Source organism: Mycobacterium sp. 48b, from assembly GCF_048282725.1.
GTDB lineage: Bacteria > Actinomycetota > Actinomycetes > Mycobacteriales > Mycobacteriaceae > Mycobacterium.
In genome coordinates this window covers 2,045,538-2,070,418 of the sequence record NZ_JBLVUL010000001.1, presented here as the reverse complement: position 1 = coordinate 2,070,418, position 24,881 = coordinate 2,045,538, and the positions used below count along the sequence as shown (strand labels likewise).

The 24,881-nt window shown below is 66.4% G+C and carries 29 protein-coding genes; 12 read left to right on the top strand and 17 right to left on the bottom strand.

The annotated features are described in order from the left end of the window. Positions 1-13 precede the first annotated feature (13 nt). Positions 14-850, bottom strand: a complete 837-nt coding sequence (gene rsmI / locus ACNQR1_RS09925) for a 16S rRNA (cytidine(1402)-2'-O)-methyltransferase (protein WP_418045661.1) — start codon at positions 848-850, stop codon at positions 14-16. A 24-nt stretch (positions 851-874) separates the two neighbouring features. On the opposite strand from rsmI, the gene ACNQR1_RS09920 reads away from it, so the two are divergent. Then, positions 875-2,425: a dolichyl-phosphate-mannose--protein mannosyltransferase gene (locus tag ACNQR1_RS09920; RefSeq protein ID WP_418045659.1), complete on the top strand. Its 1,551-nt coding sequence runs from the start codon at positions 875-877 to the stop codon at positions 2,423-2,425. Positions 2,426-2,569: 144 nt separating this feature from the next. On the opposite strand, the gene arcA is transcribed toward ACNQR1_RS09920, so the two are convergent. Then, complete coding sequence (arcA, locus tag ACNQR1_RS09915) at positions 2,570-3,778, bottom strand: arginine deiminase (protein WP_418045657.1); 1,209 nt, start codon at positions 3,776-3,778, stop codon at positions 2,570-2,572. 33 nt (positions 3,779-3,811) lie between these two features. Between arcA and soxR the strand changes: the two genes are divergently transcribed. Together soxR and ACNQR1_RS09905 are read left to right on the top strand one after the other, a co-directional pair. After that, positions 3,812-4,243, top strand: a complete 432-nt coding sequence (soxR, locus tag ACNQR1_RS09910) for a redox-sensitive transcriptional activator SoxR (RefSeq protein ID WP_418045655.1) — start codon at positions 3,812-3,814, stop codon at positions 4,241-4,243. A 34-nt stretch (positions 4,244-4,277) separates the two neighbouring features. Continuing rightward, on the top strand, positions 4,278-4,874 hold the full coding sequence (locus ACNQR1_RS09905; protein ID WP_418045653.1) for an alpha-ketoglutarate-dependent dioxygenase AlkB: 597 nt from the start codon (positions 4,278-4,280) through the stop codon (positions 4,872-4,874). Between the two features lie 9 nt (positions 4,875-4,883). Here ACNQR1_RS09905 and ACNQR1_RS09900 read toward each other — a convergent pair whose 3' ends face one another. Both ACNQR1_RS09900 and ACNQR1_RS09895 read right to left on the bottom strand, forming a co-directional pair. Further along, positions 4,884-5,558, bottom strand: a complete 675-nt coding sequence (locus ACNQR1_RS09900) for a DUF5642 family protein (RefSeq protein ID WP_418045651.1) — start codon at positions 5,556-5,558, stop codon at positions 4,884-4,886. A 29-nt stretch (positions 5,559-5,587) separates the two neighbouring features. Next, complete coding sequence (locus tag ACNQR1_RS09895) at positions 5,588-6,256, bottom strand: DUF5642 family protein (RefSeq protein WP_418045649.1); 669 nt, start codon at positions 6,254-6,256, stop codon at positions 5,588-5,590. Between the two features lie 170 nt (positions 6,257-6,426). Here ACNQR1_RS09895 and ACNQR1_RS09890 point away from each other — a divergent pair, with 170 nt between their 5' ends. Both ACNQR1_RS09890 and ACNQR1_RS09885 read left to right on the top strand, forming a co-directional pair. After that, complete coding sequence (locus tag ACNQR1_RS09890; RefSeq protein ID WP_418045647.1) at positions 6,427-6,678, top strand: hypothetical protein; 252 nt, start codon at positions 6,427-6,429, stop codon at positions 6,676-6,678. A gap of 142 nt (positions 6,679-6,820) precedes the next feature. Next, positions 6,821-7,531: an LpqN/LpqT family lipoprotein gene (locus tag ACNQR1_RS09885; protein WP_418045645.1), complete on the top strand. Its 711-nt coding sequence runs from the start codon at positions 6,821-6,823 to the stop codon at positions 7,529-7,531. On the opposite strand, the gene ACNQR1_RS09880 is transcribed toward ACNQR1_RS09885, so the two are convergent. Genes ACNQR1_RS09880 through ACNQR1_RS09865 form a run of 4 tightly spaced genes read right to left on the bottom strand, consistent with a single transcriptional unit; the run spans position 7,521 to position 10,604 of the window. Continuing rightward, positions 7,521-8,372: a shikimate 5-dehydrogenase gene (locus tag ACNQR1_RS09880; protein ID WP_418045643.1), complete on the bottom strand. Its 852-nt coding sequence runs from the start codon at positions 8,370-8,372 to the stop codon at positions 7,521-7,523. The two genes, ACNQR1_RS09885 and ACNQR1_RS09880, sit on opposite strands and share 11 nt — an antisense overlap. Before the next feature lie 8 nt (positions 8,373-8,380). Next, positions 8,381-9,382 carry a GNAT family N-acetyltransferase gene (locus tag ACNQR1_RS09875; protein ID WP_418045641.1) on the bottom strand — a complete coding sequence of 334 codons (1,002 nt, stop codon included), beginning with the start codon at positions 9,380-9,382 and terminating at the stop codon, positions 8,381-8,383. Between the two features lie 32 nt (positions 9,383-9,414). Continuing rightward, the gene (gene modA, locus ACNQR1_RS09870) at positions 9,415-10,200 is read right to left on the bottom strand and encodes a molybdate ABC transporter substrate-binding protein (protein WP_418045639.1); all 786 of its coding nucleotides are present in this window, start codon (positions 10,198-10,200) and stop codon (positions 9,415-9,417) included. Further along, positions 10,197-10,604 carry a TOBE domain-containing protein gene (locus tag ACNQR1_RS09865; RefSeq protein ID WP_418045637.1) on the bottom strand — a complete coding sequence of 136 codons (408 nt, stop codon included), beginning with the start codon at positions 10,602-10,604 and terminating at the stop codon, positions 10,197-10,199. The genes modA and ACNQR1_RS09865 overlap by 4 nt, the downstream gene beginning before the upstream one ends. Positions 10,605-10,747: 143 nt before the next feature. Between ACNQR1_RS09865 and ACNQR1_RS09860 the strand changes: the two genes are divergently transcribed. Next, positions 10,748-12,205, top strand: coding sequence for an aldehyde dehydrogenase family protein (locus ACNQR1_RS09860; RefSeq protein ID WP_418045635.1), 1,458 nt, complete (start codon positions 10,748-10,750; stop codon positions 12,203-12,205). A 15-nt stretch (positions 12,206-12,220) separates the two neighbouring features. Here the strand turns inward: ACNQR1_RS09860 and ACNQR1_RS09855 are convergent, their stop codons facing one another. The 3 genes from ACNQR1_RS09855 to ACNQR1_RS09845 form a co-directional block, all read right to left on the bottom strand. After that, the gene (locus tag ACNQR1_RS09855; RefSeq protein WP_418045633.1) at positions 12,221-12,775 is read right to left on the bottom strand and encodes a hypothetical protein; all 555 of its coding nucleotides are present in this window, start codon (positions 12,773-12,775) and stop codon (positions 12,221-12,223) included. Next, the gene (locus tag ACNQR1_RS09850; protein WP_418045631.1) at positions 12,772-13,047 is read right to left on the bottom strand and encodes a hypothetical protein; all 276 of its coding nucleotides are present in this window, start codon (positions 13,045-13,047) and stop codon (positions 12,772-12,774) included. The genes ACNQR1_RS09855 and ACNQR1_RS09850 overlap by 4 nt, the downstream gene beginning before the upstream one ends. Before the next feature lie 139 nt (positions 13,048-13,186). After that, positions 13,187-13,924, bottom strand: coding sequence for an SDR family NAD(P)-dependent oxidoreductase (locus ACNQR1_RS09845; RefSeq protein WP_418045629.1), 738 nt, complete (start codon positions 13,922-13,924; stop codon positions 13,187-13,189). Positions 13,925-14,092: 168 nt separating this feature from the next. On the opposite strand from ACNQR1_RS09845, the gene ACNQR1_RS09840 reads away from it, so the two are divergent. After that, positions 14,093-14,890 carry an enoyl-CoA hydratase/isomerase family protein gene (locus ACNQR1_RS09840; RefSeq protein WP_418045627.1) on the top strand — a complete coding sequence of 266 codons (798 nt, stop codon included), beginning with the start codon at positions 14,093-14,095 and terminating at the stop codon, positions 14,888-14,890. Here the strand turns inward: ACNQR1_RS09840 and ACNQR1_RS09835 are convergent. After that, positions 14,884-15,498, bottom strand: coding sequence for a TetR/AcrR family transcriptional regulator (locus ACNQR1_RS09835; RefSeq protein ID WP_418045625.1), 615 nt, complete (start codon positions 15,496-15,498; stop codon positions 14,884-14,886). The genes ACNQR1_RS09840 and ACNQR1_RS09835 overlap by 7 nt on opposite strands. 48 nt (positions 15,499-15,546) lie before the next feature. Then, positions 15,547-16,383 (bottom strand): helix-turn-helix transcriptional regulator, encoded by an 837-nt coding sequence (locus tag ACNQR1_RS09830; protein ID WP_418045623.1) that lies wholly within the window; start codon positions 16,381-16,383, stop codon positions 15,547-15,549. An 87-nt stretch (positions 16,384-16,470) separates the two neighbouring features. On the opposite strand from ACNQR1_RS09830, the gene ACNQR1_RS09825 reads away from it, so the two are divergent. Continuing rightward, the gene (locus tag ACNQR1_RS09825; protein WP_418045621.1) at positions 16,471-17,406 is read left to right on the top strand and encodes an SDR family oxidoreductase; all 936 of its coding nucleotides are present in this window, start codon (positions 16,471-16,473) and stop codon (positions 17,404-17,406) included. On the opposite strand, the gene ACNQR1_RS09820 is transcribed toward ACNQR1_RS09825, so the two are convergent. Continuing rightward, positions 17,393-18,253 (bottom strand): helix-turn-helix domain-containing protein, encoded by an 861-nt coding sequence (locus tag ACNQR1_RS09820; RefSeq protein ID WP_418045619.1) that lies wholly within the window; start codon positions 18,251-18,253, stop codon positions 17,393-17,395. The genes ACNQR1_RS09825 and ACNQR1_RS09820 overlap by 14 nt on opposite strands. A 138-nt stretch (positions 18,254-18,391) precedes the next feature. Between ACNQR1_RS09820 and ACNQR1_RS09815 the strand changes: the two genes are divergently transcribed. Beyond that, the gene (locus ACNQR1_RS09815) at positions 18,392-19,306 is read left to right on the top strand and encodes an alpha/beta hydrolase family protein (RefSeq protein WP_418045617.1); all 915 of its coding nucleotides are present in this window, start codon (positions 18,392-18,394) and stop codon (positions 19,304-19,306) included. Positions 19,307-19,318: 12 nt separating this feature from the next. On the opposite strand, the gene ACNQR1_RS09810 is transcribed toward ACNQR1_RS09815, so the two are convergent. After that, positions 19,319-19,978 (bottom strand): TetR/AcrR family transcriptional regulator, encoded by a 660-nt coding sequence (locus ACNQR1_RS09810; RefSeq protein WP_418045615.1) that lies wholly within the window; start codon positions 19,976-19,978, stop codon positions 19,319-19,321. A gap of 72 nt (positions 19,979-20,050) precedes the next feature. Between ACNQR1_RS09810 and ACNQR1_RS09805 the strand changes: the two genes are divergently transcribed. From ACNQR1_RS09805 to ACNQR1_RS09795, 3 genes are read left to right on the top strand one after another with little or no spacing between them, the layout of a single operon-like run. Next, positions 20,051-20,731, top strand: coding sequence for a hypothetical protein (locus ACNQR1_RS09805; RefSeq protein ID WP_418045613.1), 681 nt, complete (start codon positions 20,051-20,053; stop codon positions 20,729-20,731). Then, a complete protein-coding gene (locus ACNQR1_RS09800) occupies positions 20,728-21,537 on the top strand; it encodes an SDR family NAD(P)-dependent oxidoreductase (protein ID WP_418045611.1) in 810 nt (269 codons plus the stop codon). Before ACNQR1_RS09805 ends, ACNQR1_RS09800 begins: the two co-directional genes overlap by 4 nt. Continuing rightward, the gene (locus ACNQR1_RS09795) at positions 21,534-22,979 is read left to right on the top strand and encodes a cytochrome P450 (RefSeq protein ID WP_418045609.1); all 1,446 of its coding nucleotides are present in this window, start codon (positions 21,534-21,536) and stop codon (positions 22,977-22,979) included. Before ACNQR1_RS09800 ends, ACNQR1_RS09795 begins: the two co-directional genes overlap by 4 nt. On the opposite strand, the gene ACNQR1_RS09790 is transcribed toward ACNQR1_RS09795, so the two are convergent. Beyond that, positions 22,976-23,608 carry a TetR/AcrR family transcriptional regulator gene (locus tag ACNQR1_RS09790; protein WP_418045607.1) on the bottom strand — a complete coding sequence of 211 codons (633 nt, stop codon included), beginning with the start codon at positions 23,606-23,608 and terminating at the stop codon, positions 22,976-22,978. The two genes, ACNQR1_RS09795 and ACNQR1_RS09790, sit on opposite strands and share 4 nt — an antisense overlap. Further along, the gene (locus ACNQR1_RS09785) at positions 23,601-24,854 is read right to left on the bottom strand and encodes a cytochrome P450 (RefSeq protein ID WP_418045605.1); all 1,254 of its coding nucleotides are present in this window, start codon (positions 24,852-24,854) and stop codon (positions 23,601-23,603) included. The genes ACNQR1_RS09790 and ACNQR1_RS09785 overlap by 8 nt, the downstream gene beginning before the upstream one ends. Between the last annotated feature and the right edge of the window lie 27 nt (positions 24,855-24,881).

The window sequence follows — 24,881 nt, the reverse complement described above, 5'->3', positions numbered from 1 at the left end:
ACTCAAAAGGGTGTCAGTCCCGGGCACGCAGCACGGCGTCGTAGAGCTCGCGCCGGGACGGCGCCCCCGGGTTCGCGGCGATCACCTGGGCACAGGCGTCCTTGACCCGGATCCCGTCGGCCACCAGTTCCTCCACCTCGGCCACCAGGTCAGGTAGTTCGACGGTCGGTGTGCCCCCGGCCAGCACCACGGTGATCTCCCCCAGCACGCCGTCGGCCGCCCACTCCGCGAGCTCGGCGAGGCTGCCGCGACGGACCTCCTCATGGGTCTTCGTCAGCTCACGGCACACCACGGCGCGCCGCTGCGGGCCCAGCACCTCGACGGCGTCGCGCAGCGTCTCGGCCAGCCGACGCGGAGATTCGAAGAACACCGTGGTACGCGGTTCGGCGGCCAGGGTCTGCAGCCAGGACAACCGGGCGGCGTGTTTGCGCGGGGCGAAGCCCTCGAAGCAGAACCGGTCCGAGGCCAGCCCGGAGACCGCCAGCGCCGTCGTCACCGCACTCGGGCCCGGCAGGCACGACACCGGCAGATCCGCCTTGGCGCAGGCCGCGACCAGGCGGTAGCCCGGGTCGTTGATCAACGGCATGCCGGCGTCGCTGACCACCAGCACCGTCGCGCCGGCCGCGATCTCCTCCACCAGGCCCGGCACGCGGCTCGCCTCGTTCTGGTCGAAGAAACTCAGGATCCGCCCCTCGGGCTGCACGCCCAGCGACTGGGCCAGGCCACGGACGCGCCGGGTGTCTTCGGCCGCCACGATGTCGGCCGTCTGCAGCGCTGTGATGAGACGCGCAGAGGCATCGGAGGGCAGGCCCAGCGGCGTGGCGCCGATCAGTAGTTTGCCGGGTGTCACGACCGACAGCCTACGATCGCTTGCGTGACCGCCACCGCCACCGAAACGCCGACGGCTGGTCGCTCGGTCCCGTTGATCAGCCCCGCGCCGCTGATCCCGGCCCCGGATTTCGGGCCGACGGACCGGCTGCAGGGCTGGCTGATGACGGCCATCATCACCGCCCTGGCCGCGATCAGCCGGTTCCTGAACCTGGGATCGCCCACCGATGCCGGCACCCCCGTGTTCGACGAGAAGCACTACGCGCCGCAGGCCTGGCAGATGCTGCACAACCACGGAGTCGAGGACAATCCGGGCTACGGGCTGGTGGTGCATCCGCCGGTGGGCAAGCAGCTGATCTCGATCGGCGAGGCGCTGCTCGGCTACAACGGGCTGGGCTGGCGGTTCTCCGGGGCGTTGTGCGGTGTGGTGATCGTGCTGCTGGTGGTGCGGATCGCGCGGCGCATCAGCCGCTCCACCCTCGTCGGCGGCATCGCCGGGCTGCTGATCATCGCGGACGGCGTCAGCTTCGTCTCGGCCCGCACGGCCCTGCTGGACGTGTTCCTCGTGGTCTTCGTGGTGGCGGCGTTCGCCTGTCTGATGGTGGACCGCGACGACGTCCGCCATCGCATGCACAACGCGTTCATGGAGGGCCGCATCGCCGAGACGCCGTGGGGTCCCCGGCTGGGCGTGCGGTGGTGGCGGTTCGGTGCGGGGGTGCTGCTGGGTCTGGCCTGCGCCACCAAATGGTCCGGGCTGTACTTCGTGGCGTTCTTCGGTGTCATGACACTCGTGCTCGACGCGATCGCGCGCAAGCAGTACCACGTGCAGGCGCCGTGGCGGGGCGTGCTGCGCCGGGATCTGGGTCCGGCCGCCTACGTGTTCGGGCTGATTCCGTTCGCCGTGTACCTGGCGTCGTACGGCCCGTGGTTCGCCTCCGAGACCGGCGTCAACCGCTACGAGGCGGGCCAGTCCATCGGTGAGAACAGCATCATCCCGCTGCCCGACGCGCTGCGCTCGCTGTGGCATTACACCTATGCCGCCTACCATTTCCACGCCGGGCTGACCAACGCCGACGGCAACCACCACCCGTGGGAATCCAAGCCGTGGACGTGGCCGATGTCGTTGCGGCCGGTGCTCTATGCGATCGACAACCACGATGTGGCCGGGTGCGGCACGCAATCGTGCGTGAAAGCCGTGATGCTGGTGGGCACTCCGGCGATGTGGTTCGTCGCGGTGCCGGTACTCGGTTGGGCCCTGTGGCGGGCCGTGGTGCGGCGGGACTGGCGTTATGGCGTCGTCCTGGTCGGATACGCAGCCGGCTTCCTGCCGTGGTTCTTCGACATCGACCGGCAGATGTACTTCTTCTACGCAACCGTGATGGCGCCGTTCCTGGTGCTGGCCATCGCGCTGATCCTCGGCGACATCCTGTACCGGCCCAGGCAGAACCCGGAACGCCGGACGTTGGGGCTGCTGGTGGTGTGCTTCTACCTGGCGCTCGTGATCGCGAACTTCGCGTGGCTGTACCCGATCCTGACGGGCATCCCGATTTCGCAGTCGACCTGGAATCTGGAGATCTGGCTGCCTTCGTGGCGCTAGTTGGGCGTTGACGCCTGCGCCGGTTTCTACCTGTGGGCTGCCAAACGCCAAGCACTACGACCCTCGAGTCGAAAACGGCGAACAAGGCTCGACGGGCCACGACCGTGGTGCAGAAAACGGCACGCGCACGCGGCGCCGGGATGGCTAGAGCAGGTCCCGCGCCGCCGGGCAGGACATGCAGCGCGGCCCGCCGCGACCGGTGCCCAGCTCCGAAGCCTCGATCTGCAGCACTTCGATGCCCGAATCAGCCAGCCGGGCATTGGTTTCCGAGTTGCGCTCGTAGGCCACCACCACGCCCGGCGCCAAGGCCAGCGTGTTGTTGCCGTCGTCCCACTGCTCGCGTTCGGCGGTCACGGGATCGAGTCCAGTGTCGATCACCCGCAGTTGCTCGATCCCCATCGCGTCGGCGGCCGCCTGCACAAACGGCACCTCGTCGTCGATCCGGATCCCGGCTTCGGTGCGGTGAATGGTGAACGCCGACAACGAGTCCACGATGTTCGGGTACATCACGACCGCATCGACGTCGACCATGGTGCACACGGTGTCCAGGTGCATCTGGGCGCGCTCCTGGCGGATCGGCACCGCCAGCACGGTATGGGCCAGGTCGTCGTCGAACAGGCTGCGCGCCAACGCCTCGGCACCGGCGGGCGTGGTCCGCTCCCCCACCCCGACCGCCACCACGCCGGGGCCCAGCAACAGCACGTCGCCGCCTTCGACCGGGGCCGAACGGGACTCGTAGGCCCGCCGGACGCCGAGGAACCGCGGATGGTGCGCATAGATCAGATCGGTCAGTGAGGTCTCGCGCACCCGGGCCGGCAGCGCGAGCGAGGTGATGGCCACCCGCGGGCCGATCCAGAACGACGAATCCCTGGTGAACAGCAGATTGGGCAGCGGCTCGATCACGAAATCGCCGCCGTGGTGCATCAGGCGCACCAGGGACAGTTCGGCACCGTGAAAGGGCACCTCGTTGAAGGTCATGCCGGCCATCAGGATGCGGGCCAGATCGGCCGGCGGCAGGGTGCGCAAGTAGGCCGAAAGTTCCTGGGCCAGTGGCGCCCCCAGGCGCCGCGCATCGACGGCGGCGGAGATGCCGTGCATCCGGGCGGCCCCGCTGTGCGCCAGCGCCTCGGTCAGCAGATCGGCCAGCAGCAGCACCTCGACGCCGCGGGAACGCAGCACCGTGGCGAAGGCATCGTGCTCGCGTTGCGCCATGGCGACCCACGGCAGGCCGTCGAACAGCAGGGCGTCGTTGTTGCGCGGTGTCAGCCGTTGCAGCTCTGGCCCCGGCCGGTGCAGGATGACGGCGCGCAGCGTGCCGACCTCAGAGTTGGAACCGAACGCCGCAGTCTCCACGCAATGAAGGTAACTCAACTATGGTTGAGGTGTATGGAGACGCACGAGTTAACTCCTGGCGAGATGTCGCTTCGCAGCGGCGTGGCGGTGTCCGCCCTGCACTTCTACGAGCGCGAGGGCTTGATCGCCAGCCGTCGCACGTCGGGTAACCAACGCCGCTACGCACGCGAGACGCTGCGTCGCGTGGCATTCATCCGGATGTCGCAGCGCCTGGGCATACCGCTGGCCCGCATCCGCGAGGCGCTGTCCAGCCTGCCCGACGACCGGGTTCCCACCAGCAAGGACTGGGCCAGACTCTCGGCGGGTTGGCGCCAGGACCTCGATGACCGCATCGTGCATCTACAAAGGTTGCGCGACAACCTGACCGGCTGCATCGGCTGCGGCTGCCTCAGCCTCAAGACCTGCCTGCTGACCAACCCCGGCGACGTTCTCGCCGAGCATGGTCCGGGCGCCTCCCGCCTCTAACGCAATCGAACGTCTGTGCGATACACTCGCGCGCATGGAGCTGGCGTTGCAAGGCTCACTGTTCGAGCACGCTGAACGTCGTCGACTCGGCAACGACGCCTGGGTGGAACTGCGCTCGGGTTGGTTGCCCGACGCCGACTCGCTGTTCGAAGAGCTGATGGACGGGATCCCCTGGCGGTCCGAGGAGCGCGAGATGTACGACCGCGTGGTGGCGGTGCCGCGGCTGGTCAGCTTTCACCACCTGATCAACGAACCGGTCCCGCACCCACGGCTCAAGCAGATCCGCCGCAGGCTCAACGACACCTTCGGCGGCGAGCTCGGGGAACCGTTCACCACCGCAGGCCTGTGCCTGTACCGCGACGGCAACGACAGCGTGGCCTGGCACGGCGACACCATCGGCCGCAGCCGCACCGAGGACACCATGGTGGCCATCGTCGGGCTCGGCGCGACAAGGGTTTTCGCATTGCGCCCCCGCGGCGGCGGTCATGCCCTGCGGCTGCAGCATCGCCACGGCGACCTGTTGGTGATGGGCGGCTCGTGCCAGCGCACCTGGGAACACTCGATACCCAAGACCACCAGCCTGGTCGGGCCCCGCATCAGCATCCAGTTCCGCCCGCACGACGTGCGCTGATGGGCCGGACTAGCCTCTGACGTCGGCCACCGCGGTGGCGAGCAGTTCACGGGCCCGCTTGTCGTCCACCGGAGCCACCGGCTTGTTCGGCTCCACCAGCGGGTTGGCGGTGACGATCACCATGAAGGTGTCGAAACTCGCGACGTAGTTGTACAACTCGCCGGTGCGCGCCTGGCCGCCCATCACGGTCTGCACGATCCGGTGTGTCCCGGTCGTGCGTGCCCCCTCGATCTGCGGAGCCTCGACCACGTCCACCTGCCCGCGGAGGGCAGGGCCGAGGAATTTCACCTTCTTGCATGCATCGCCCGGGTCGTTCAACTGGACCGGCTCAGAGGTCTCCACGGCCATCACGATGAACCGGTTGCCCGCCCCTTCGGCCGTGGTGGCGGCCATGTTGCCCTTCAACCCCTCCGGCAAGGACTGGCCCTCGGCGAATTTCGCGCACTCGGCGGGCTCGACCTTGACCCCGGGCGGCATCTTTTGCGGCGCCAGCATTTTCGGGTCGATCCCGGTCGGGGCGACATCGGTGACCTTGAACTCCGGGCCGAAGGTGGAGCGCACCTTGGCGACGTTGGCGATGTCCGCCTGGGCGGAGTTCGACTGGTCGGATTGACCGCACGCGACCAATCCGGTGGCGCAGGCAAGGATGCCTGCGGTGGCGAGTAACACGTTGCGGTTCGACATCGCTGGCCAACTTACCTGGCAGTGCCGACTCAGCCGCGTAACGCCGAAATGGTTTTCACCAGCAGGTCGGAGGTGAACGCGCTGTCGAGCGCGGGATTGGGCGAGCCGGGATCGGTGACGACGGTGACGAACAGGTGGTAGCCGCCGTCGGCGGAGCGGAGATCGGCGGTGAACGTGTCGGCGTGGGACCGTGTCTCGGTGCCGCCCTCGACGATGGTGGTGACCGCGGTCGACATGCCTGCGGTCACCGCGCCCTCGACCGCAGGGGCGTCGACGAGGGTGACGGTGCCGACAGAATGCCCGCCCGACACGTTCCACTGTTCACACGACGGCTCGGGCCCGGGTTCGGCGGTGACCTTCGCGACGGCGGCATAGACGATGCCGCCGGGGCCGGAGGCCGACCAGCCCCGGGCCGGATCGGTCCCGGGAGCCACCGACGCAGCGCATTCCGCGGGATCGGCGGTCCACTCCGGGCCGAAGCCCCACAGCGACACCGGGGTGGCACGCGGGTCGATTCCCACCACCTCGTAACCGGCAGGCAGGTCCTGGCGTACCCGTTCGATGCGGGCCGGGTTCACCGTGGCGGTTTCGCCGGCGGTCTGCGGCGTCGACGAGGCCGGCGGGGGTTGGGGCGCCTGCCGCGGTCCGCATGCTGCGGTACACACCAGCAGGGCCGCCGCGACGGCGAAAAGGCGCACGGCGTTTTGATACCACAGCCGGGGTTTGCTGTCGAGGACGGTGACGGGGCCGTTTGTCAACTTGTTTTTCGCCGCTGACAACACGACAAGTGTTGCGATACAGCGGAATTTAATCGTGGCGTAACGGGTTGCCACAGGCAGGGCATGCGAGACGACGAGGGGCAGAACAGGTGTACGGATTGACGGGAGCAGTGCTGGCAGGCGGCGCATTGTCGGCTCTGGCCCTGGGTTTCCCAGCAACGACCCTGGCCGCGCCGTCGGGCGTCGGGTCCGCGCAGGACACGGCTGACGAACTGGAGCGTCAGGGCTTCGACGTCGTGATCTACCGGGACGGCACGGCGGCACTGGACAGGTGCACCGTCACGTCGCTGCGCCCGGCCAGGATTCTCGATCAGACGGTGTACCTGTCGGCGAAGTGCTGACCGCACCCGGCCCGGCGGCCGGACATTTCACTGTGCAAAAGGTTGCGCCCTGATAGTGCGGCTTCTGCCAGCCATTTCCCAGCAAAGCGTTTATCGTGCCATCAGTTGCGCCTCACCGGGGCGTCCAACCGATTGGAGACCGATGACCACCTCAATGAGGGCCGGCGGAATCGCCATCGCCGCCGTCGCGCTCGGGGTCATGCTGGCCGGCTGCGGCGGCAAGACGGTAACCGGCACAGCGACCGAGGCGACCGGGGCCGGCGAGAGCAGCGAAGCCAGCACGGAACCGACCAAGACCAAGGCCGAAGACACTGGTGCCCCCACAACCGGGCACCAGTACACGATCGTCGACTACATCCGTGACAACGACATCACCGAGACGCCGGTGCACCGTGGAGATCCGGGAACACCCAATCTGGACATGCCGATTCCCGAGGGCTGGACGGACGCGACCTCATCGGCTCCCGAATGGGCCTGGGGCGCAATCGTATCCACCGATCCGGCGTTTGCCGCAGATCCACCTTCGATCATCGCACTGATGTCCAAGCTGACCGGCGACGTGGACCCGGCCAAGATCCTGGAGTACGCCCCCAACGAGATCAGGAACCTGCCCGGCTACGAGAACCAGGGCGACGGGTCGGCCGACGAACTGAGCGGATTCGACGCGTATCAGATCGGCGGCATGTACGTGAAGGACGGCGCCAAGCGACTGATCGCCCAGAAGACCGTGGTGATCCCCGCTTCCGACGGGCTGTTCGTGCTGCAGTTCAACGCCGATGGCACCGAGGATCAGATGGGCCCGCTGATGGACGCGACGGCGGCCATCGACGAGCAGACGGTCATCACGCCGTAGAAGACTGCCGGGAGAAGGCCGACGCCGCAGCCACCTGCTCGGGCGTCGGCCGTACCCCCGTGTAGCGCTCGAATTGTTCTGCGGCCTGCAGCGCGATCACCTCGGCACCGGTGATGACCGGCAGGCCCGCCGACCTGGCCGCGGTGATGAGCGGGGTTTCGGCGGGCGCGGCCACGACGTCGACCACCGCGCGGGCCGCCTCGACGGTGGCGGGTTCGAACGCGCTGCGGTGTTCGTCGGGCCCTCCGGCCATCCCGATCGGGGTGACGTTGACCAGGATCGGCGCGGTCAGCGTGCCGACCTCGGGTGCGTAGTCGTAGCCGAGGGCCTCGGCCAGTGCGCCCCCGGTTTCGGTGTTGCGGGCGACGACGGTTCCCTTGCGAAAGCCTTTGTCGCGCAGGGCCGCCCCGACCGCCTTGGCCATGCCGCCACTGCCCTGAAGCAGCACCCCGTCGGCCGGGTCCAACCGCTCGATGAGTGCTTGCACGGCCAGGTAGTCGGTGTTGGAGGCGACCAGCCGGCCGCCGGGCACCGACAGGTCGTTGACGATGGTGTTGACCGCATCGATCGCCATGGCCGACGGTTCGATCTCGTCGACGAGAGCCATGACGTCCTTCTTGAACGGCATCGACACCGAACAGCCGCGGATACCCAGGGCCCGCACGCCCCCGATCGCCGCAGCGATGTCGGTTGTGGTGAAAGCCTTGTAGAGATAGTCGAGGCCGAGTTCGTCGTAGAGATAGTTGTGGAACCGGGTGCCGATATTGCTGGGCCGTGCGGCCAGAGAGATGCAGACCCGCGTGTCCTTGTTCAATGGCGGCCTCCGGCCACCGGCACTCATCGGTGGCCTCACTGGCTCACCGCCCGGATCACCTGACGGGTAACGTCTTTGATCTTCGCGACCAGCTCGGGGTCCAGGCTCAGCGTGGCGACGGCGGGCACCGGAACGTCGGTGAGTACCACCCCCAGATCCTCACGCTCCCACACTGCGCCGAGGCGGTCCAGGATGCGCCGCATGGCGTAGTTGTCACTCAGCACGCGTGCGGTAAAGCGTTGAATCCCAAGGTAGTCCGCCGAGACCACCAGGGCGTCCATCAGGAACGTGCCGATACCGCGGCCCTGATAGTCGTCACCGACGGTGAACGCCACCTCCGCGGTCGTCGCATCGTGCCCCTCGCGCACCACGCGAGCATCGGCGACAACCGGCCCAAGGGCGCCCTCGGTCATCACCCAGACGAAATGATCTGCGTAGTCGACCTCGAACAGGTACTCCAGCAGCGCCTTGGTCGGCTTGCGCACGGATTGGAAACGCCGGTAGAGGGTTTCGCTGGAGAACTCGACGGGCCCGTTGAGGGTCCGCTCCACGTCGCCGGGCAGCACCGGCCGCAGGTAGAACCAGTCGCCGGTGCGCACCTGTACCGGGATGGGCGTGATGAAGCCGGCCAACCGCTGGCGGGCGATGCGCACCAGACGGTCGAACATCCCGGGCAGGTGCAGGATGAACTCTAACGCCTCACGGTCACCGACCCAGCCCGTCACCGGTTCGAGGGCCGTCACCGTGGCGGTGCGTGAAGCGTCGCGCAGCAGGGCGATCTCCCCGATGATCAGACCGGGATCCAGCTCCGCGACGACGGCCTGGCCATCAGGCCCCTCATGAACCACCCTGGTCCGCCCGGAGGCGATCAGCATGAACGTCAGGGCCGGATCACCCTGTCGGATCAGCACGTGCCCGGCCGGGACCGACATGGGCCGCAGCAGGGAGGTCAACGGCACCAGCACGGACGGCCGGCATCCGGCGAAGAATTCCAGTGCCGCCAGGTCGTCGGCACTGATCTCGGTCAGATCGGCCACAGACCCAGGCTACGGCGCCGCCGCGGGCTCGGTCAGGGCTTGGCGAATCCAGCCTTGGCCAGCGCTTTTTGGCCGGCCTCGCCGGTCACCAGGTCGACGAAACGGTGCGCCAGCTCGGTGTGCTCGGCGTCCTTGAGCACCGCGATCGGGTAGGTGTTGACGGCTTGGGCCGCTTCGGGAAAGGCCACGCTGGTGACCTTGTCCCCGGCTCCGGCGGCGTCGGTGACGTAGACCAGGCCGGCGTCGGCCTGTCCGCTGGTCACCTTGCCCAGGACGTCGGTGACCGAGGTCTCCTCGCTCACCGGGGACAGTGTGACCCCGGTGGCCTTCTCGACCTTTTCGGTGGCACCGCCACAGGGGACCGGCGGGGCACACACCACGACGCTGGTCCCCGGCTTGGCCAGATCAGCGAAAGACTTGATGCCCTTGGGGTTTCCCGGCGCGACGGCAATGGTCAGGGTATTGGTGGCGAAGTTGACCGGGCTCCCTTCGACCAGGCTCGCAGACACCGCCTTGTCCATGTTCCGGGTATCGGCCGAGGCGAACACGTCGGCGTCGGCACCCTGAGTGAGCTGGGTGACCAGGTCTGAGGAGCCCGCGAACGAGAACTCCACCGTGCTGCCCGGGTTGTCGGTCTTGAACTGCTCGCCGATCTCGGAGAACGCCGATTTCAACGAGGCCGCGGCGAACACCGTGATCGAGCCGCCCTCGGCAGCGCTCGAGGGCTCCGAAGCTTTCTCGGCCGAGGTGCAGCCGCCGATCAGGGCGGTGGCAGCGAATGCGCTGACGGCCAGGGCGCACGTCCGGGCTCGGGTCACGACTGTCCTTTCGGGGTTTCCACGATGACGGTGGTGGCTTTGACCACGGCGACCGCGATGCTGCCGGGGGCGAGGCCGAGTTCACGGACCGATTGACTGCTCATCAGCGACACCACGGTGAACGGGCCGCACTGCATCTCCACCTGGGCCATCACCTCGTCGGCGATGACATTGGTGACCAGCCCGGCGAACCGGTTGCGGGCCGAGCTGCCGATGCCGAGCGGATCCTTGGGCGCCGCAGCGGCGTTGGCGCGCGCGAACGCCGCGAGTGCGGCCCCGTCGATCACCTTGCGCCCGGACCCGTCGAGATGGGCCGGCAGCGACCCGTCGTCGATCCAGCGCCGCACGCTGTCGTCACTGACCCCGAGCAATTCGGCCGCCTCGCGGACCCGGATGTCTGGCACCGCGACAGCGTATCGGCCGAATATCTGACCAACAACCGCAAATACGCCGAAATAGCCGGTTTTGAACCGTAAGTGCGGTCTTGACCGCCTAGGTTCCCGGCTGCTAAGCAGGTGCTCAGCATTTCGACGACGAAGGGAACCATATGGCACTGCAGACGGTTTTGGAAGAGCTTCGCAACCGCCCCGGCACGGGCGAGACCATTCCGGTCATCGACCCCGCAACCGAGGAGCAGATCACCGAGTTCCGCGACTGCGGGGCGGACGCGGTCAACGAGGCCGTCGCCGCCGCGAAGGCCGCGTACCAGTCCGGGGTGTGGACCGACATCCCGGCCCGCCAGCGCGCCAAGGCGCTGTGGAAGCTGGGCGATCTGATCGACGAGCATGCCAAGGCATTCGCCGAACTGGAGTCGTTGGACGCGGGGATGCCCCCGATGCAGGCAGAGATGATCGTCTCCACCTGCGCGGAGTTCTTCCGGTACTACGCGGGCTGGTGTACCAAACTCAACGGCAGCAGCTACCAGGTCCAGATGGAGGGCGGCGTCAACAGCAACTACTCCAATCTGCACGCCTACACCACCAAGGAGCCGTACGGCGTCGTCGGCCTGATCTACCCGTGGAACGGCCCGCTGTTCAACGCCTGCGCCAAGATCGCTCCGGCCCTGGCCGCCGGCTGCTCCAGTGTCGTGAAGCCCGCCGAAGAGACCCCCTTGTCGGCGGTACTGCTGGAACGGCTCATCGGTGAGGCCGGCATCCCGGACGGCGTGGCAAACTTCGTCATCGGCTACGGCGCCACCGCGGGTGCCGCGATCACCGCGCACCCCGACGTGGAGAAGGTCGCCTTCACCGGCTCGACCGAGGTCGGCAAGCAGATCATGCGGGACTCGGCGGACAACCTGAAGAAGGTGACCCTTGAGCTGGGCGGCAAGTCCCCGGTGTTGATCTACGAGGATGCCGACCTCGACATGGCCATCATGATGGCCTCGATGGGCATCTTCGTGCACTCAGGACAGGGCTGTGTGTGCGGATCACGAATCTTTGTGCAGCGCAGTGTCTATGAACGCGTGGTGCAGGGCATCGCGATGATCGGAGACAACCTGGTGCTGGGCGGCCCGAAAGACGAGGGCGCCATGATCAGCCCGCTGGTCAGCCAGAAGCAACTCGATCGCGTGCTGGGCTACATCGATCAGGGCAAGCGCGACGGCGCCGAAATCGTCTCCGGTGGCTACCGATTGGACCGTAAGGGCTACTTCGTCAAGCCCACCGTCGTCACCAACGTCGACCCGGCCACCAGCCGTCTGTACAAGGAGGAGATCTTCGGTCCGGTCGTCACCATCCTGCCGTTCGACGACGACGACGAGGCCGTCGCGATGGCCAACGACACCAGCTACGGACTGGCCGCCACCGTCTGGACCACCAACCTGGCCCGCGCGCACAGCCTCGGCAAGCGTCTGCAGGCCGGCATGGTCGGGCTGAACTGCCAGTTGACCTTCGACCACAACGTGCCGTTCGGCGGCTACAAGCAGTCGGGCGTCGGCAAGGAGTTCGGTTACGAAGGCATCGACGCTTACCTCAAGACCAAGTCGATCTGGGCGCAGCTGTAGCCGAACGCCCTTCGGTCACAAGGGGAATTGGATGGCGGCGAGCTCGAGGGCCTTGCCCTCGAGCCGCTGCCCCAGATAGATCTCGGCCTGCATGAGGCGCTCGCAGTGCCATCGGATGTCCTCGGCATGCTCCCGGGACGCCGTGTAGCGCACAGCCATGGTGGACACGTCGATGCGGCGGCTGTCGCGGACCTTGAGGTCCTCCGACACCCGGAAGCCCTCCTCCTCGGCGGCCGCGATCGCCTCCAGCACCTGCCCCACGGCCAGCCGGATGTCCCGGCAGCCGTTCTCGGCTATTTCCGAGGCTTCCCGCTGGATGTCCCCCTGCTTGCGGACCACGACAGCGTCGGCACTGACCTGCTCACCCGCGACCTCGCCCGCGGTACCGGACCACTCCGCCCCACCCGGCGCGTGAACGTTCTGACGGTGCCACTCGAACAGTTCTTCCGACTCGGCGGCCAACTGGCGCCAGCGCGCGGCGGCATCTGCGAGATACGTTGTGTCCCAGGCTTCTAACTGAGAACGGGTCAGTGCTTCACCAGACTGACCCGCGACGGGCAGATCATTCACATCAACTCCGCCAGGCCCCCGGCGGGTTGTTCATCAGCCGCGGCGTATTGCAGCGCGGCGGCAGACAGGTGCCCCGCCTGCGCGCTGACGCGCCCCGCCTGGCAGGTTCGCGCGGTGCTCACCGCGTCGTCCATCGCCGAGACCCCGGTACTACTCGGGTAGCCCCCGGCATCGGGACGGGCACGCGACACCCCCAATTCGGCAGCGATCATCTCGCTGCTAGTGGCCCCCGCCCGCAGCGCCCCCGGGTCCACTCTCAGATCGTTTGCCATAGCAATCCCCCAACTGGCCAATCTGCTCCCCGAGGCTAACCGAATCGGCTGGGTTGAGCCCAGGGGCTGAGCAAGTATGCCATTGCGAACTGGCGTCGACCAAGCGTGGGGTGGCCGCCTGTTGTCCACCAAACGGCCATCAACCGGCCATCGTCAAGCCTCCACTGACACTGAGGACTTGGCCAGTAATGAAGCTGGCATCGTCGGAGGCGAAGAAGAGCACAGCCTTGGCGACCTCCTCCGGTTTGGCGAGCCGACGGAACGGGATGGCCCGGATCAGCCCGTCCCGAACCTTGTCCGGAAGCGAATGGAACAGCGGGGTGTCCGTCGGTCCAGGGCAAACACAGTTGACGGTGATCTGATGACGGGCCATCTCGCGCGCGAGAGACTTGGTGAAGGCGATCAACCCACCCTTCGTGCCGGCGTACACCGTCTCCCCCAGACTGCCCACCCGGCCTGCATCACTGGCAATGTTGACGATCTTTGCCGTGCCTCCCTCGGCGAGGATGATTTCGAGGAAGGCATGGGTGAGCCGAACGGGTCCGAGAAAGTTCACCGCGACCAGCCCCTGCCACAGCGTGTCGTCGTTGGACATGAACGGCTCGACCCGGTCGAAACCCGCGGCGTTGACGATCACGGCGGGCGGGCCGTGCACGGCGACGACGTCGTCGCGCAGTGTGCCCACCGCCGCCGGGTCGCCCAGATCAACCACATGCGCGGTGGCGTCCGAGCAGAGCCGGACCGTCTCGACGAGACCCCCTTCGTCGCGGTCGACCGCAGCGACGGTGGCCCCGGCCTGAGCCAGCGCCACCGCGATGGCTCGGCCGATCCCCGATGCCGCACCCGTGACGACGGCGACTTTGTTGTCGAAACGCATTGCCCGACCTCCCGATCTGCGGTGGTGTTGACGCTGGTGCCACTATCGGCCGCTCGGGGCAGAAAATCAACCGTACGGTCGAGAATTGACTTATCTGGTCGAAAAACCGTAACTTCGGTTGAACAGAGCACGTGGAAGCCGTGCATGCACACAGGAGGACAGCCACCCATGGATTTCTCTGACTACCAACAGTTGACGGTGACCCGCCGCGACAACGGCGTCCTGCTGATCACGCTGAACCGACCGGAGAAATACAACGCCGCCGATGAGGGCATGCACACCGAGTTGGCCAACATCTGGAAAGACGTGGCGGCCGATCCGCAGACCCGGGTCGCGGTGATCACCGGCGCCGGCAAGGCCTTCAGCGCGGGCGGCGACCTGGCCATGGTCGAGCGGATGGCCGGCGACTACGACCGGGTGTCACACATGCTCGGCGAGATGAGCGATCTGGTCTACAACATGATCAACTGCGACAAGCCGATCGTGTCCGCGATCAACGGGGTCGCCGTCGGTGCCGGCGTGGTGGCCGCCCTGCTGGCCGACGTCGCGATCATCGCCGAAGACGCCCGGATCGGCGACGGGCACGTCAAGCTCGGTGTGGCCGCCGGCGACCATGCCGCCATCATCTGGCCGCTGCTGGCCGGGACGGCGAAGGCGAAGTACTACCTGATGACCGGCGAGATGATCGGCGGCATCGAGGCCGAGCGGATCGGCATGGTCGCCAAAGCCCTTCCGCGGGAGCAGGTTCTCGACGAGGCGCTGCGGATCGCCGACAATCTGGCCACCGGCGCCCAACAGGCCATCCGGCTGACCAAGCGGGCCCTCAACAACTGGTTACGCAATGCCGGCCCGATCTTCGACCAGTCCGCGGCCTACGAGATGCTGACCTTCCTCGGACCGGACGTGGTCGAGGGCTACACCGCCCTGCGGGAAAAGCGTGCGCCGCGTTTCCCGTCGGCTCAGTAGAAAAGGCACAGGGCACGGTCGACGATCGCGGCACGCAGCTCCGCACGGTCGTCGTCGTGCATCCCCGGACCGATCCACACTGAAGACTGGTTCAGGACGCCGTGCAGGCACTGCAAGGCGACATTGACGTCGGGACAGGTGAATTCACCGCCGGCCACACCGTGTTCCACGACCCGGCGGAACACCGCGTCGTGGCGGCGCCGCATGTCCTTCATCGGCTCGTCGAAAACCTCCGGCCAGCCCCGCGGCCAGGTGAACACCGCGGCCACCTCGGGGGCGGTCTCGGTGAGGATGCGGATCTGCTCATCGATCAGGGCCGCCAGATGCTCGCGGGCGCCGACATCGCCGATGGCGTCCTCACGGGCGCCGAGCCGCTGCAGAACTTCCTGGGTCAGGGTCTCCAGCGCGGCGGCAACCAGCGCGTCCTTGGACGAAAAGTAGTGGTAGAGGGTGGCCTTGGCGATGTCGGTCTGCTCGGCGACATCCTCCAGGCTCATGCCCTGGTAGCCGGATTCGGTCAGGATCCCGGTGGCCGTCTTGACGATCTCGGCCTTGCGTCGGTCACGACGGCGCGCCACCCGACTGGAGCCCGCGGGCTGATCCTCCACGCGCCCATCCTAACCAGGCCCGGTCGACTATTCGACCATGTGGACGAATCACACCGATGCCGCACCGATCACCGAGAGCAACTGCAGTTTCTCGTAGCTCTCGCTGCCCGGTGCGGCGGTGTAGACCAGGAGCGAATGGGACTGGTCGGGGTCCAGCAGGATCTGGCAGTTGAGTTCCAGATTCCCGACCTCAGAGTGCTGATAGCGCTTGATCTCCCGCGGCCTGATGCCGACCTCGTGCTGGTCCCACAGGATTCTGAACTCCTCGCTCTCGGCGGTGAGAAGGTCGGCGAATCGGGCGGCCTTGGAACCCGGGCCTCGCAGCGCCAGCACTCCCCGAAGGCCGGAAACGTACATCCGCGAGTAGAACCCGTGGTCTTCGGGTGGGTAGATGTCACGCACCGCCGGATCGGTGAACCAGCGATACCCGATGCTGCGAGACGGCCCGGTGTACCGGCAGAGGTCGCCGGCAAGGGCGACGCCGAGCGGAGTCTGGCGCAGGGTCTCCCCCAACTCGGTGACGATCTCAGCCGGGGTGTCGGTGAGCCTGTCGAAGATTCGCAGCATCCCGGGGCTGATGTGGTCACTGCTCGACCCACGCACCGGCGGTTGATGTCCGGCAAGACGGAACAGGTGGTCACGCTCGTCGAGAGACAAATGCAGCCCTTGTGCGATCGAGGCGATCATCTGCTCCGAGGGCTGCGGGCCGCGTTCGCGCTCCAGGCGCGAGTAGTAGTCGGCCGACATGTGGCACAGCGCGGCGACTTCCTCGCGACGCAGCCCGCTCGTTCGGCGGCGTTGCCCGCGCGGAAGCCCGACGTCCTCGGGCTGTAGGGCCCCGCGACGGCGAACGAGGAATTCCGCCAGCCCGGCTCGATCGATCATGTCGGCCATTTTCTCCCGGACCGGACCGCTCAGCCACGGATCGTCAGACCGTGGATACGGCTGGGCCCGGTGGGCAATCTCGAGCACATGCCAACCGACTATGACATCACGATCGAGGACCTGTCCGGTAAGCGTGCGGTGGTGACCGGCGCGAGCGACGGCATCGGCCTGGGGATCGCGGCAAGGCTCGCCGGCGCAGGCGCCGACGTGGTCATGCCGGTCCGAAACCCGCGCAAGGGCGAGGCAGCCGTCGCCAAGATCCGCAAACAGCATCCGCACGCGAAGCTGACGCTGGAAGTGCTCGACCTGTCCTCGCTGGCTTCGGTGGCAGCGCTCGGTCAGAAACTGTGCGCCGAGGGCGCACCGATCCACGTACTCGTCAACAACGCCGGGGTGATGACCCCGCCTGACCGGCAGACCACCGCTGACGAATTCGAGCTGCAGTTCGGCACGAACCACCTCGGCCACTTTGCGCTCACCGCCCATCTGCTGCCCCTACTCAAGGCCGGTCGCGCACGGGTGACGTCTCAGACCAGCGTCGCCGCCCGCACCGGCGCCATCAACTGGAACGACCTGAACTGGGCACACAGCTACGACGGCATGGCCGCCTACCGGCAGTCCAAGATCGCGCTCGGGCTGTTCGGACTTGAGCTCAGCCGTCGCAGCCTGGCCGCGGGGTGGGGCATCACCAGCAATGTCTCACACCCCGGCGTCGCTCCCACCAGCCTGCTGGCGGCACGGCCCGAAGTCGGACGGGCCAACGACACCGTCGGCGTGCGCCTCATCCGCTGGTTCTCAGCCCGAGGTCTGATCGTGGGGACCGTGGACAGCGCCCAACTGCCTGCGCTCATGGCCGCGGCGTCGGCCCACGCCATGGACGGCGCGTTCTACGGCCCGCAGTGGCCGGGGCACGTCGGCGGGCCTCCCGGAGAACAGAAACTCTGGAAACCGCTGCGCGACAACGATGCCGCGTCCCGGCTATGGACGGTGTCGGAGGAACTCACCGATGTCACTTTCGCGTAGGGCTAGACGCACTCCAACTGGCCATGATGCTCAGCGCCTGTGCGGACGGTGAATTCGGTTCCGCGGTGTAACCGACGAGGGATAACCCCGGTGCCGCCGCTAATTCGAAAACGTTGTAGGTGAGCGTGAGATCACCGAACTCAGGGTGTCCGAATTTCTTGACGCCATGCCGGTGGGCGGTCACATTGTGGGCGGCCCAGCGGGTGCGGAACTCGACGCTCTGGGTGGCGAGCTCCCCGACGATCTGCGTGATGGCCGCGGAGTGTGGATCCCGGGCTGCCTCGGCCTGCAGCAGGCCGACCGCTTCGTCGGCAGTGCGCTCCCATTCTGGAAACACCTGTGCAGCAGCAGAATCGAAGAAGATGAACCTGGCAAAGTTGGGCCGCCCGAGCGCCCTGTCGTACAGGGGTGAGTACAGCAGTCGCCCCAGTGGGTTCGCGGCCAGGATGTCGAGGTTCCCGTCGAGAACGATCGCCGGGGAACCGGCCATACCATCCATCAAGGCCTGAACGCCCTCGGGCAGCTTCTTGACCGCCGCGCGCTTGTTCCGCGTCGATGTGCGCGTGCCGGCCCCGGCTCGCACGAGGTCGAAGAAGTGAACCGTCTCGTCGTCGGAGAGCCGCAAAGCCCTGCTGATCGCCTGCAGCACCTCGTCAGAGACACCGGCGACGTTGCCGCGCTCGATCTGCGTGTAGTACTCGGTGCTCACGCCGGCCAGCTGCGCGGCCTCCTCGCGCCGCAGGCCAGGCACCCGGCGTCGCACGCCAGGGGCCAACCCGACCTGCTCCGGGGTGATCTTCGCGCGACGGGTCATCAGAAACTCCCTGATGTCCTTCGCGATGTCCATGCCCTCACAGTAGGGAAAGACCGCGCCCGTAGGCAGGGGTTGCCGGTACCCCCTATAAGCGGGGTCTCCCCTACCCCAACAGCAAGCTCGTAGCGTCGGCATATCGCCAGATTCATCTAACAGAGAGAGGGCAGTGAGATGACCGACAACGCCGCACAGGAAGCATTCGACGGATTCGTCGAGTTGTGGACCACAGGTACGACGGCGGGCCGTCGCGCACCCGTGTTGCGCCGCCCCGACGAGGTGGGCCTGCAGTACGAAGACGTGACGTTTCCGTCGATGGATGGTGTGCCGCTTGAGGGCTGGTTCATCCCTGCGGATTCGGACCGGCTGATCATCCACAACCACTTCCTGCCCGGAAATCGGTACGGCTACCCGGGTCACCTACCCGAGTTCAGCGGCCTGGGCGGTTTCGAGGTGAGCTTCTTGCCGGAGTACAAGGCCCTGCACGACGCGGGCTACAACGTCCTGGCCTACGACATCCGCAACCATGGGATGAGCGGGCAGGGCAACGGCGGCATCGCTGGTATCGGGTTGACCGAGTACCGCGATGTAATCGGATCGTTGCGCTACGCCGCAGCCAGGCCCGATACGAAGGGCATGAAGAAGATGCTGCTGTCGGTGTGCCTTGGTGCGGATTCCACCGCCGTCGCGTGGTCGAAGCACCCCGAAGAGTTCTCCGAGATTCAAGCCATGGTCATGCTGCAACCCGTGTCCGGCAACTACATCGTCGAGGAGTTCGTCAAGGGCATCGGGATGGAGGACGGCTACGCCAAGTTCGACAAGGCCGTCCACGAACGCACCGGGTTCCACCTGTCCGAGCAGTCACCTCTGGAGCACGTGAAGGCCGTGACGGTGCCGACGCTGGTGGCCCAGGTTCACGACGACGTCATGACGCGACCGCAGGACGTACAGGACATCTTCGACGCCATCCCCGTCGAGGAGAAGGCCCTGCATTGGATCACCGGAACCGACCGTCGATTCGACGGTTACAACTACTTCGGAGTGCACCCGGAGGTTCCGATCGAATGGTTCGACAAGCACGTCAAGTGATCCCGTCGGGCACTACGCCGGGGGAATCCGGGCACGGGCCACCTGCGCGGCGCCATTGCCTGTGATCAGCCAGAGCGTGGCGAGTTGGGCGATGAAATCGTCGAGGGACAGGTCGACGCCGGCGTTGACGTATTCCAGGATGGCGTCGGCCGTCCCGCCGACGATGAATGCCGGTGCCACCTTCGCCAACGGATCTGCCTCAAGCTCGACGCCGTGCACGGTGCGGCCGTGGTCAATGAGCACGTCGGTGAGCCGGCGCATGACCGTCGTGCGGTGCGCATCGAGTTCGGGCGACGCCGCGACACCCCCGAGTAGGACACGGGCGCGACGCGGGTCGTCCACGAGTGTCCGTACCGCGGCCGTCACGCTCGCCATGGCCTGGACCTCCAGTGGCTGCTCCGCGGCCGCGTCCGCGGCGGCCACCGTGGCGCTGCGTACCTCGTCGGCGATGTCGTCGACGACCGCAGCCGACAAGCCGTCGATATCGGTGAAGCTCTCGTAGAAGTACCGCTTGTTGAGACTGGCTGCGGCACAGATCTTCTCGACTGTCACGCCCCGCCACTCGTTGCGCGCCATCAGGTCCATCGCTGCATCCACCAGCCGCCCGCGCCGTTGCCGGCGGCGAACGTCAGCCGATTGGCCGCCATAGGCGCGATTGGTCGTTGACACCACTCCCACATTCTGGCACGGTTCAGTACCAGATATTAGGCACGATTCCGTACCAGATATTCGAGAGAGGCGCACATGGCCACCGCAGAAACAAGAGCGCATGACACCAGCCGCACACCGGACACCACCAACGGGTCGGTGTTGTGCGATTTGCGCGAGTTATCGCTGACCTCACCTGCCCTGGCAGCCCGCCAGGGCTGGGACTACCTCCAGGACCTCGGCAAGACCGGGCGCCGCGACCAGCTCGCCACACTTTTCGAACGCGGGCAGACACCCGAAGGACCCCACGGGGCGCTGGAAGGGCTGATCGTCGGCAACCTATTCGGCATCCCCGAGGCCTATCTGGCCAATCCGCTGTTGAAGATCGACCCGACCTGGCGCGGAAAGACCTTCGACACCGACACCGGCTTCAACCGTCTCGCCCCGCTGGCCAAGTACGCGATGCGTGTCATCGCACCCCTCTATCGCGGCCTGCGCCGGGCCGGATCCGAGATGGTGGGGTTCGAATTCACTCACCGCATCGACACCGCCGCGATCCCGCCGTACATCAAAGTGCGGGCACTGGACTACAGCCCGGCGGAGTTTCGAAACCCGAGCGTTCGCACGTTCCCGATCAAACGGACCCGCGACGAAATCGTGGAGCTGCTGCCCGGCCTCTATCTCGGGCGGGCTCTGCTGAAAATGCACAGCGGCGAAATCCGGCTCATCGCGTATTTCGCATTGCGAGACTTCACGGACGAAAGCGCCAGTCGATGATCGATCTCGCCGGAGCCGTCGCATGCGTCACCGGGGGCGCGCGCGGCATCGGTCGCGCCACCGCGGTGGCTCTGGTCGAGCGGGGCGCGAGGGTCTTGATAGGTGACGTCGACGCCGACGCAGCCACCCGCACTGCAAATGAGATCGGGGCCAACGCCACTCATCTCGACGTCACGGACGCTGCGAGTGTGGCGGCGTTTCACAGCGCTGCCCGTGCTGACGGACCGGTGGCGATGTTGGTGAACAACGCCGGCATCCAGCACATGGGTCCGTTCGTCGAACAGGACCTGCTCGCCTACCACCGCGAGATCGCGGTCAATCTGACCGGCGTCGTCAACGGCATGCACGAATTCCTTCCCGGCATGCTCGAGCGCGATCACGGCCACATCGTGAATGTCGCATCGATGGCAGCCAAGGTGACGACTCCTGGAATGTCGGTCTACTGCGCGACGAAGTATGCGGTGGCGGCATTGTCGCGGGCCGTCCGCGCCGAAATCGCCCACACCGACGTCACCGTCACTACGGTCATGCCTACGGCAGTCCACACCGACTTGACAGCAGGAGTCACGCTCGATCTTCTTCCCACCCGACAACCCGAGCAGATCGGAACCGTCATCGCCGACAGTGCACGAAGCCCCGGACGCGAAGTCACCGTCCCGAAATGGTTGTCGCCGTTCGGGTTGCTGGAGGAGGCCACGCCCGAGCCGGTGATGCAACTGTTCAAACGACTCGCCACCCGAAACGAGCCACCGGGGCATTTCGACGCGGACCGTCGCCGCGACTACCTGAACCGAATCAACCGATGACGATCTTGGCCAGCTGTCTCTCCTCACCGGTCAACAAGCACCGTCTCCAAACCTTGGGTGCGGCCGTCACCTCCAGATTCCCGAGCGGCGAGCGCCCTCTGGCCACGCCACCACCAGGGTCGAATCTCAAGCCCGTGATGGGCAACTACGGCTTCCCGTTCCTCGGCCACGTGTTGAGCTCGCTGGCCGATCCCCTCGCTTTCGCCCGGGACCGCTACGAGCGCTACGGACCGGTTTCCTGGGCCGGCGGCGTCGGTTTCCGCGTCGTCGGCCTCATGGGCCCCGACGCCTTGGAAACCGCGTGGGTCAACCGGGACAAGGTGTTCTCCAGCACCCGCGGTTGGGCACCGGTCATCGGACCGTTCTTTCACCGCGGAATGATGTTGCTCGACTTCGAGGAACATCGTGACCACCGCCGCATCATTCAGCAGGCATTCACCCGCAGCGCATTGGACGGTTACCTGGACCTGATGCGACCGAGTGTCGATCGCACCCTCCGCAATTGGCCTTCGTCACGGCGTTTTCCGTTCTACCCGTCCATCAAGCATCTGCTGCTCGAACAAGCCGCGGAGGTATTCGTCGGCACCCACCTCGGCCCCGAATCCGACCAACTGTCGGAGGACTTCGGCGCCACCGTCCGCGGCGGTCAGGCCCTACTGCGGGCGGATGTACCAGGCGGTGTGTGGGCCAAGGGGTTACGCGCCCGCGAACGGCTCGAGCGTTACTTCGCCGACCAGGTTCCCGATCGTCAGCGTGGCGACGGCATCGACCTGTTCTCGATGTTGTGCCGCAGCGAGGACGAGGACGGTGCCCGATTCACCGCAGCCGACATCGTGAACCACATGATCTTCCTGCTGATGGCCGCACACGACACCACCGCCATCGCGCTGTCGATGCTCACCTACGAGCTGGGCCGAAACCGCAACTGGCAGGACGCGCTCCGCGATGAAGCGCTCAGCCTGCCCAACGACGCACCCACCGTTCTGGACCTGGACGCCTACCCGCTGCTCGACGCCGCCTTCAAGGAGATCCTGCGGATGTACGCGCCTGCAGGCGCGCTGTTCCGCCAAACCATCCGTGACACCGAGATCCTCGGGCACTTCATCCCACGCAAGACCCAGGTGGCCATCAATGTCTATGCCTCCATGCGGCTTTCCGACTGGTGGCCAGATCCGGACACGTTCAATCCGGAACGGTTCGTGCACAACACCGAGTCCCGCGCCGCGGTGAGCCGCTATGTGTTCGCTCCGTTCGGCGGCGGAGCACACAAGTGCATCGGCCAGCAGTTCGCCGATATGACGGTCAAGACCACCATGCATCAGATGCTGCGCCGGTTCGAGTGGAGCGTCCCAGACGACTATTGCCCTCAGCTGACCTGGGGCACCGGGCCGATGCCGGCCGACGACCTTCCGATCGACCTGAGGGCACGCGTCCGGAGTTAGCGCTCTTGTCCAGGAATCGACAGTGTCGCCAACCTCGGATAGAGGATTGCCGGGCCCAGCCATCGAGCAACGAAGCGACGCAATGCGACTCCCTTGCGCGGCACTTGTCCAGGATCAGTGAGCATGGATTGCACCGTGCGCAAAGTCATCTCGGCAAGCTCACGGAGAGCGGCTGCGTCAAAACCGTGAAGCTGCCAATCGACATCGAGGCGATGAAAGACGGACAAGCAGAACGCCAGTGCCGTGTCGGAGGTCAGCGAGACGACGGCTTCGCCGTCGTCTCGCTGGGTCAGTAATCTCTCCAGCTGTGGGTCACCGGAGAGGCCTTCGACTCCGAATGCAACGCTTTCGACCAGCGCAGTGACCGGGTCGTTGAGCCCGCCGACGTGATCTGCGAGCTGGTCGATGAATCCGTTGACAGCACGCATGGCGCTGGCGATGAGCAGCGCGTCGGCATTGGGAAAGTAGCGGTACACCGTCTGGCGGGTGACTCCGAGCCTGCGGGCCACGTCGGCAAGGCGAATCGCCGCCCCGCGCTCGGCGATCTCCTCATCTACCGCAGTCAGGATGCGCGAAATAGCTTCCTCGTCCGATGCGGGCGTCGAACCCGCCCAGCCACGACTACGCATCCGCCGTCACGAGGCTTTCACTGGTGAACTCAACCGGAAGAGTTGTCGGACCGGTCATTCCGAGCAGGGATTTCCACGGGGCCGGACCGACGACCTGCGGGGCAGGAAGGCGGCGGGTGAGGACGGTGAGCGCTTCCGCCAGTTCCCGACGTGCGAGGTTCGCCCCGAGGCAGTAGTGCGCGCCACCGCCGAACGTCAGAATTGCGGGAACGTCCTTGCGCGTGATGTCGAAACGGTCAGCCTCGTCATAGATCGCTGGATCTCGGTTGGCTGCAAAGGTGTTCGCGAGTACAAAGGTGCCTGCCGGGAACAGGTAGCCACCGAACTCGACATCGTCGACGGCGGCTCGCGGCACGATGCAGGCCGCGGGCGAGTGGCGCATGGTCTCCTCGACCGCCTGCATCGCAAGCTCCGGATGATCGCGCAGCTTCGCCCATTGGTCTGGATGCTCGCAGAGCACCTGGACCGACGCCGCCAATTGGTTTCGCGTCGTATCCGTTCCCGCCATCAAGAAGCCGGCAACCAGCATGCGGAGTTCGTCGAGATTCAACCTGTCGCCGTCGCTTTCAGCGCGAATGAGCTCCGACAGGAGGTCATCGGTCAGATTGCCTCGGCGGGCGGCGACCATGCCGTCGACGTATGCGTCGAGTTCGCCCCATGCGCGCATGATCGACGACTCATCGAAGTTGGCGTCCGGCTGAAAGTTGAGGGCTTTGAAGACCTCCTCCGTCCAGTCCGCGAACAGTTGCCAATCCTCGCGAGGCGCACCGAGCAGCGCGCACATGATCGGGGTGGGGTAAGGACGCGCGATGTCGGTCACGACATCGCACCGCCCGGCGTCCACCACCCGGTCGATCAGCCCGTTCACCACCTCGTGGATGGTGCTCTGGAGACGTGATGTCGCGCGGGGCGTGAAGGCCTTGGAAACCAACTTGCGCAACCGAACATGTGGTGGCCCGTCCAGGCCCAGGAGGCTGCTCATCATCTTGTCGAACAACGGGCCCGATGTGATGCCCTGCGCAGCCAGGGTGATACCGGGCGGGAGGCGGAATCTGTTGTCGCGCAAAATGTCGCGAGCCAGTTCATAGGAAAGGATCTCCGGGCCCAGCGGCCCGATGGCGATCGGCGCGCGCGATTGCGCCAGTCGGACATCTTCGAGGATGTCGTGCGGAGTTGCAGCGAGGCCGTAGGTGAGCGTCGGGAGTCCAGCTTCGAAGACGTTGGGGGCGACACTGTTCACGTTCATCGGCATTTCCCGCCTTTCGTGAGGCTC